The 6,582-nt window shown below is 40.7% G+C and carries 5 protein-coding genes; all 5 read right to left on the reverse strand.

Annotation, left to right across the window (positions count from 1 at the left end):
• Positions 1-1,432 precede the first annotated feature (1,432 nt).
• Positions 1,433-2,389, reverse strand: a complete 957-nt coding sequence (trxB, locus tag DRW42_RS26985; RefSeq protein ID WP_113951968.1) for a thioredoxin-disulfide reductase — start codon at positions 2,387-2,389, stop codon at positions 1,433-1,435.
• A 236-nt stretch (positions 2,390-2,625) separates the two neighbouring features.
• Complete coding sequence (locus DRW42_RS26990; RefSeq protein WP_113951969.1) at positions 2,626-4,254, reverse strand: acyl-CoA carboxylase subunit beta; 1,629 nt, start codon at positions 4,252-4,254, stop codon at positions 2,626-2,628.
• Positions 4,255-4,498: 244 nt separating this feature from the next.
• Positions 4,499-5,038: a hypothetical protein gene (locus DRW42_RS26995; RefSeq protein ID WP_113951970.1), complete on the reverse strand. Its 540-nt coding sequence runs from the start codon at positions 5,036-5,038 to the stop codon at positions 4,499-4,501.
• A gap of 63 nt (positions 5,039-5,101) precedes the next feature.
• Complete coding sequence (locus tag DRW42_RS27000) at positions 5,102-5,563, reverse strand: MaoC family dehydratase (protein WP_113951971.1); 462 nt, start codon at positions 5,561-5,563, stop codon at positions 5,102-5,104.
• A gap of 171 nt (positions 5,564-5,734) precedes the next feature.
• Positions 5,735-6,328, reverse strand: a complete 594-nt coding sequence (locus tag DRW42_RS27005; RefSeq protein ID WP_113951972.1) for an LOG family protein — start codon at positions 6,326-6,328, stop codon at positions 5,735-5,737.
• Positions 6,329-6,582: the final 254 nt, after the last annotated feature.

Consider the following 6,582-nt stretch of genomic DNA (forward strand, 5'->3'; position numbering starts at 1 on the left):
GGTTTATTAAACAGGGGCTTGCCATTACTGCGCCGATACGAAACGTTCCTACGGAACGAAAAAAAAGATGAAAACACTTTTTACCCACGAATCGTCCTGATGGGACGATAAGAGCATATTACAGCATCGCGAATCTTATAAGAAAATGTTAGCCATCATTTATTAATGCACATTTACCTCCCTACAAACACGACTTTTTTGTATACCATCCACGGAATCATCCATCTGGATTGATCAATGCGCATAACATCTTATACCGTTCCGTAGGAACGCCTCCTCGGTAGCCAATTATATAATTGGCGTTTATCGTTCCGTAGGAACATTTGATGGTATTTTGGCATTATGCTATTAAACATTAATAGTAGCAGAAACCCGGGTATTTAAACCTGATTGAAATGAAAAGCCCGCAAGCGAGGCACGAGTGCGGACTTGTAATGGAAAGCAGGACAAACAATAAAAAGAACCACTGTAATTGCTTTCCAAAAAAGAGGGAAATTTCTGCAAATAAGATCTGTATTGATAGATCTCTCTCCCGAACATTCGGGACTGCGCTACAGTCGAGATGACGATTTTTTAGGATAGCTATTTTTTTGGAAATCAGGTACAGCAGCATTTGGGTTACGATAGTCCCGCTTTCCGTTTTATTCCGATGAAGGATCGGAATGTTCACTTCAATCGGGTTTAGGTGGCACAGCCAGTTGAAATATTTGGGGTTGCAGGGTGCAAAATAAAACTAGGCATTATGCTATTAAATCCTTAATAGTAGCAGAAACCCGGGTATTTAAACCTGATTGAAATGAAAAGCCCGCAAGCGAGGCACGAGTGCGGACTTGTAATGAAAAGCAAGACAAACAATAAAAAGAACCACTGTAATTGCTTTTCAAAAAAGAGAGAAAGTTTTGCAAATAAGATCCGTATGACAGATCTCTCTCCCGAACATTCGGGACTGCGCTACAGTCGAGATGATGATTTTTTAGGTAAGCTATTTTTTTTGGAAATCAGGTACAGCAGCATTTGGGTTACGATAGTCCCGCTTTCCGTTTTATTCCGATGAAGGATCGGAATGTTCACTTCAATCGGGTTTAGGTGGCACAGCCAGTTGAAATATTTGGGGTTGCAGGGTGCAAAATAAAACTAGGCATTATGCTATTAAATCCTTAATAGTAGCAGAAACCCGGGTATTTAAACCTGATTGAAATGAAAAGCCCGCAAGCGAGGCACGAGTGCGGACTTGTAATGGAAAGCAGGACAAACAATAAAAAGAACCACTGTAATTGCTTTCCAAAAAAGAGAGAAAACAGGAAGTTTTGTAAAATAAGATCTGTCTTGGTAGATCTCTCGACTGCGTTGCACTCCGCTCGAGATGACGATTTTATACAAAAAAAGAGAAACCGTTGCTGATTTCTCCCTTTCAAAATATTTTAAAATTATTTTATGCTTCTACCGGATGTTCTTTAGCAGCCAGATACCTTTCGGCATCGAGCGCGGCCATACAACCAGAACCCGCAGCAGTTACGGCCTGACGGTAGTACATATCCTGTACATCGCCACAGGCAAAAACACCTTCGATATTGGTTAAGGTAGAACCTGGTTTGGTAGCTAAATAACCGGTTTCGTCCATATCCAACTGACCTTTGAAAATATCAGTATTTGGTTTATGACCAATGGCTACAAAGAAACCCTCAACAGCGATATCAGACTCCACACCGGTTTTATTGTTTAAAACCTTCACAGCAGTTACGTTTTTACCGTTACCTAAAATTTCCTGGGTTTCGGTGTTGTAATGCACCACAATATTCGGGGTAGCCAATACACGGCTCACCATTGCTTTAGATGCCCTGAACTCATCCCTGCGCACCAATAAATGAACGGTTTTACAAAGCTTTGCTAAATAAGTTGCTTCTTCGGCAGCGGTATCGCCAGCACCTACAATCGCAACATCCTGTCCTTTAAAGAAGAAACCATCGCAAACGGCACATGCCGAAACACCAAAACCATTATATTGTTGTTCGCTTGGTAAACCTAACCATTTTGCGGTTGCACCTGTAGCAATAATTACCGTATCGGCAGTAATGGTTTTAATTTCATCAACCACTACTTTGTGCGGAGTTGAAGAAAAATCGACCGAACTTACATAACCAAAACGGATGTCGGTACCAAAACGCTCTGCCTGTTTGCGGAAATCTTCCATCATTTCTGGTCCCATAATACCTTGTGGGTAACCTGGAAAATTCTCTACATCGGTAGTTTGCGTAAGCTGTCCGCCAGCCTGCATACCAGTATACATAATTGGTTTTAAATCAGCCCTTGCCGCATAAATTGCAGCGGTATAACCTGCCGGACCAGAACCTATAATTAAACACTGAACGTGCTCGTTTTCTTGTGACATTATATTGTGTGTTTGAAATTCATTAATCGTAGTGCAAATTTAATGCTTTAAACAATTGTTAACAAGCGTACATTGTCAACATAGTTTACTTATTAACAAGCAGGGGGCAGAGCGCATGGCGCTAAGCGGATAGCGTTTGGCACCATGCATTAAACTAAGCTGCATTCAGGTGGCTTAGGTGGTGAAAAAACAAAAGGAATTGTCAGATGGTAACATTTGACAGCACACTAACAACACTAAGTCTGTATTACCCCCACATTAAACTTTTTGGTAATCGGCGACTGGTTAGCCGCCTCAATTCCCATCGAAATTACTTTCCTGGTTTCCAACGGATCGATAATCCCATCAACCCAGAGCCTCGATGCGGCATAATAAGGTGTGGTTTGACTATCGTATTTATCGGTAATTTCTTTTAATAACCCGGCTTCTTTTTCTGGTGTAATTACCTCTCCGCTCGCTTTTAAAGAGGCCTGCTGAATCTGCAATAGTGTTTTCGCTGCCTGCGAACCACCCATTACGGCAATTTTAGCTGTTGGCCAGGCATAAATCAGGCGCGGATCGTAAGCTTTACCGCACATGGCATAATTACCAGCGCCATAAGAATTACCCAATACTATGGTAAATTTTGGCACTACAGAATTGGCCACTGCATTTACCATTTTGGCTCCATCTTTTATAATGCCACCATGCTCTGACCTGCTGCCCACCATAAAACCGGTAACATCCTGTAAAAATACCAAAGGGATTTTCTTCTGGTTGCAGTTCATAATAAACCGCGAAGCTTTATCGGCACTATCGGAATAGATTACGCCACCGAACTGCATCTCTCCTTTTTTGGATTTTACCACTTTACGCTGATTGGCTACAATACCAACAGCCCAGCCATCAATCCGGCCCAAACCGCAGACGATACTCTGGCCATAGCCCTGCTTATATTCTTCGAACTCAGATCCATCAACCAGGCGGTTAATTACATCCATCATTTCGTAAGGCTTATCCCTGTTTTCAGGAAAGATACCATACAGTTCTTCTTCTTTTTCTTTTGGTTTAACAGCAGTAATGCGATCAAAACCTGCGTTTTCTGGTGCGCCAAGCATGCTCATGATGTTCTTGATGCTATCTAAACAGGCCTGATCGTTGGGATGTTTATAATCGGTAACGCCCGATATTTCGCAGTGTGTGGTTGCACCACCTAAAGTTTCGTTATCAACTTCTTCGCCAATGGCCGATTTTACGAGATATGATCCTGCTAAAAATACCGAACCGGTTTTATCCACAATCATGGCTTCATCGCTCATAATCGGCAGGTAAGCCCCACCGGCAACACAAGCACCCATAATGGCCGAAATCTGTACAATTCCTTCTGACGACATGATGGCATTGTTGCGGAACATCCGACCAAAGTGTTCTTTATCGGGAAAAATTTCATCCTGCATCGGGAGATATACTCCAGCACTATCAACCAGATAAATAACCGGCAAGCGGTTTTCCATGGCGATTTCCTGCGCACGGAGATTTTTCTTTGCCGTCATCGGGAACCAGGCACCAGCTTTTACGGTAGCATCGTTGGCCACAATCATACATTGCCTGCCACTTACATAACCGATACCGCATACCACACCTGCAGACGGACAGCCACCCTGTTCATTGTACATACCATCGGCTGTAAAAGCCCCAATCTCTAAAAAGTTAGAATCTTTATCTATTAAATAGGCAATGCGCTCTCGGGCCAAAAGTTTTCCTTTTTCTTTTTGCTTAGCGGCATTTTTTTCGCCCCCACCGAGATAGATTTTTTTGAGTTTGGTTTTCAGTTCGTAAACCAACTGTTTATTTACATCCTCGTTTTTATTGAATTCGATATTCATGGAGGCAATTTAAATTTAATTTTAGAAAAACAGCATTGACCAAATCGGTTTCTGGTCTACGGGATTTTTTAACCGCAAAGGATGCTTAGTAAAGCCGCAGAGATCGCGAAATTTTTATTAACTGCCTTTCTTTTAACCACCGAGATCACAAAGAAAAAAGCACAGAGGACATTGAGAAGTTTAAAATATAAGATGCACTAACCGCAAAACGCTTAACGCAATCCGCCAAACGCCGAACGCATAACTACTTTTTATACTCCACCCCATCGATCTTTATTTTTTGATATTGCTCTGCCCAGCCCTTACCTTTTATGTATTTGACTTCGGATGGATGCCCTTTTAAGTTGGGATGGTAAACAGGGTCGAAAGAAAAAGTCATTTCGTTATCTGATTTCTGAACAACGGTTACTTCGTTATCATTTTCATCCTTTTCGCCGGTAGTGAAAAATTTCTCTCCGATTTTGGCATTAAAATCAGCTCGGATATACGTTTTGCCCGGATCGTCAGGATAACTTTCGATGAGTTTATTATTTTCATCTATGCGCAGGTAAAATGTGCTGGTTGCATCGCCTCCCACTAAAGAATAAAACTTATAAAAAAGCTTCTTATTGATCCGCACAGTGTCTTTTATCTCGGTATACGACATATTGTTCATATACCATAAATTACCAATCTGCATGGGTAAAAATGAATCAGCAGCTGCATTTCCGGGCTTTTTTGCCTGACAGGAAAAAATAAACAGGCTAGCAATAATTAAACCGCGGCATGTGCTGATTTTTTTCATAAGAATCATTGTATTTTAATTAATAATGTTTAAAAAATCAGCCATGCGCTACAGCACCACCAATTAATTGATAAAGTGGTATAAGAAAACCACTTCTCCGCTAAAAGCAGGCTTTTTCTGGTCTTCAATTTCTAATTCGATACCCATATTTACCTTGGTTACCCCACGGAGGTTAATAATAGACGACAATTTAGCCTTCAACCTTACTTTACTGTTTACAGTAACGGGCTGAGCAAATCTTAAGCTTTCTATCCCATAATTGATTTCCATTTTTAAATTCTGGATATCAACAATCTCTTTCCATAAATAAGGAATTAACGATAAGGTTAAATAACCATGGGCAATTGTTGCCTTAAACGGACCTTCGTTTTGTGCCCGTTCTTCATCTACATGTATCCATTGATGGTCTAATGTGGCGTCGGCGAATTTATTAATCTGTTCTTGTGTAATGGTGTGCCATGAAGAAACGCCTAATTCCTTGCCAAGGTATTGTTCAAATTCTGCGTGGGAGGTAATAATTTGCATTGTTATTTTGTATTAGCGTCAAGCGTTTTGCGCATGGCGGGTTTATAAATTTCTTTTTTTGGTTGATGGTTTTATGGTTGATAGATTATGGTTGATGGTTCTATTATTAAACTAGCCATTTGACTATCAACTATGAGCCATTTTACGACCAACCATAAAGCGGTAGCATGATTAACTTAAATTCTTTTCCCTGAACCACACTTCGTCCGGAATGGCAGAAAAATCATCCATTTTATTGATCAGGATTTCTGCATCTGCTTCGTTAAAAACCAGGTCGCGGTTGGCAGGTTTTAAGAATTTGCGCTGCACCATTATATCCATCTGTGCAAATAGCGGATCGTAAAATCCATCTACATTTAACACACCAATTGGTTTATTGTGCAGGCCAAGCTGTAACCAGGTAAGCACTTCGAAAAATTCTTCGAGGGTACCGAAGCCTCCGGGCAGAATTACAAAACCATCGCTCAGATCAGCCATTTTTTGCTTTCTCTGGTGCATATTTTCGGTCACAATCATTTCGGTTAAACTTTTATGTCCAACTTCCTTATCCATTAAAAACTGTGGGATTATACCAGTAACCAAACCACCAAGTTCCAGTACATCATTGGCTAAAATTCCCATTACACCCACACTTCCGCCACCATACACTAACCTGATCTGTTGTTTCACCAGTGTTTCTGCCAGTTGTTTTATTGCATTGCGTAATTGTATATCACCGTTAAAGTTTGATCCGCAATACACGCAAACCGAATTAAGCTTGTTCATTTAGTAAAAAATTTACCGAAGTTAAGATTTTATCGTCTTTCTGTAAATTTTAATTCTGAACAATACCGTTACAACCACTTAACAATATATACAACGATAGAAATTTTGTTTGGTCATTTTTCTCTCCCAAGAACATTTAGCCTTTGTTAAATAAACCAGATAGAACGGAAAGCCCGGAGCGAAGTATGAGTGAGGACTTGGAGGGATAGCAGGGCTGCAGGTCGCCATAAACACTGAACGGTTCATTTTCAAAA

Source organism: Pedobacter miscanthi, assembly GCF_003315595.1.
Taxonomy (GTDB): Bacteria; Bacteroidota; Bacteroidia; order Sphingobacteriales; family Sphingobacteriaceae; genus Pedobacter; species Pedobacter miscanthi.

Excerpts from the sequence above, each read along its gene's own strand:
- DRW42_RS26995 (WP_113951970.1), bottom strand. The coding sequence starts at position 5,038 with ATGAAAAAAATCAGCACATGCCGCGGTTTAATTATTGCTAGCCTGTTT.
- DRW42_RS26990 (WP_113951969.1), bottom strand. The coding sequence starts at position 4,254 with ATGAATATCGAATTCAATAAAAACGAGGATGTAAATAAACAGTTGGTT.
- DRW42_RS27000 (WP_113951971.1), bottom strand. The coding sequence starts at position 5,563 with ATGCAAATTATTACCTCCCACGCAGAATTTGAACAATACCTTGGCAAG.
- trxB (WP_113951968.1), bottom strand. The coding sequence starts at position 2,389 with ATGTCACAAGAAAACGAGCACGTTCAGTGTTTAATTATAGGTTCTGGT.
- DRW42_RS27005 (WP_113951972.1), bottom strand. The coding sequence starts at position 6,328 with ATGAACAAGCTTAATTCGGTTTGCGTGTATTGCGGATCAAACTTTAAC.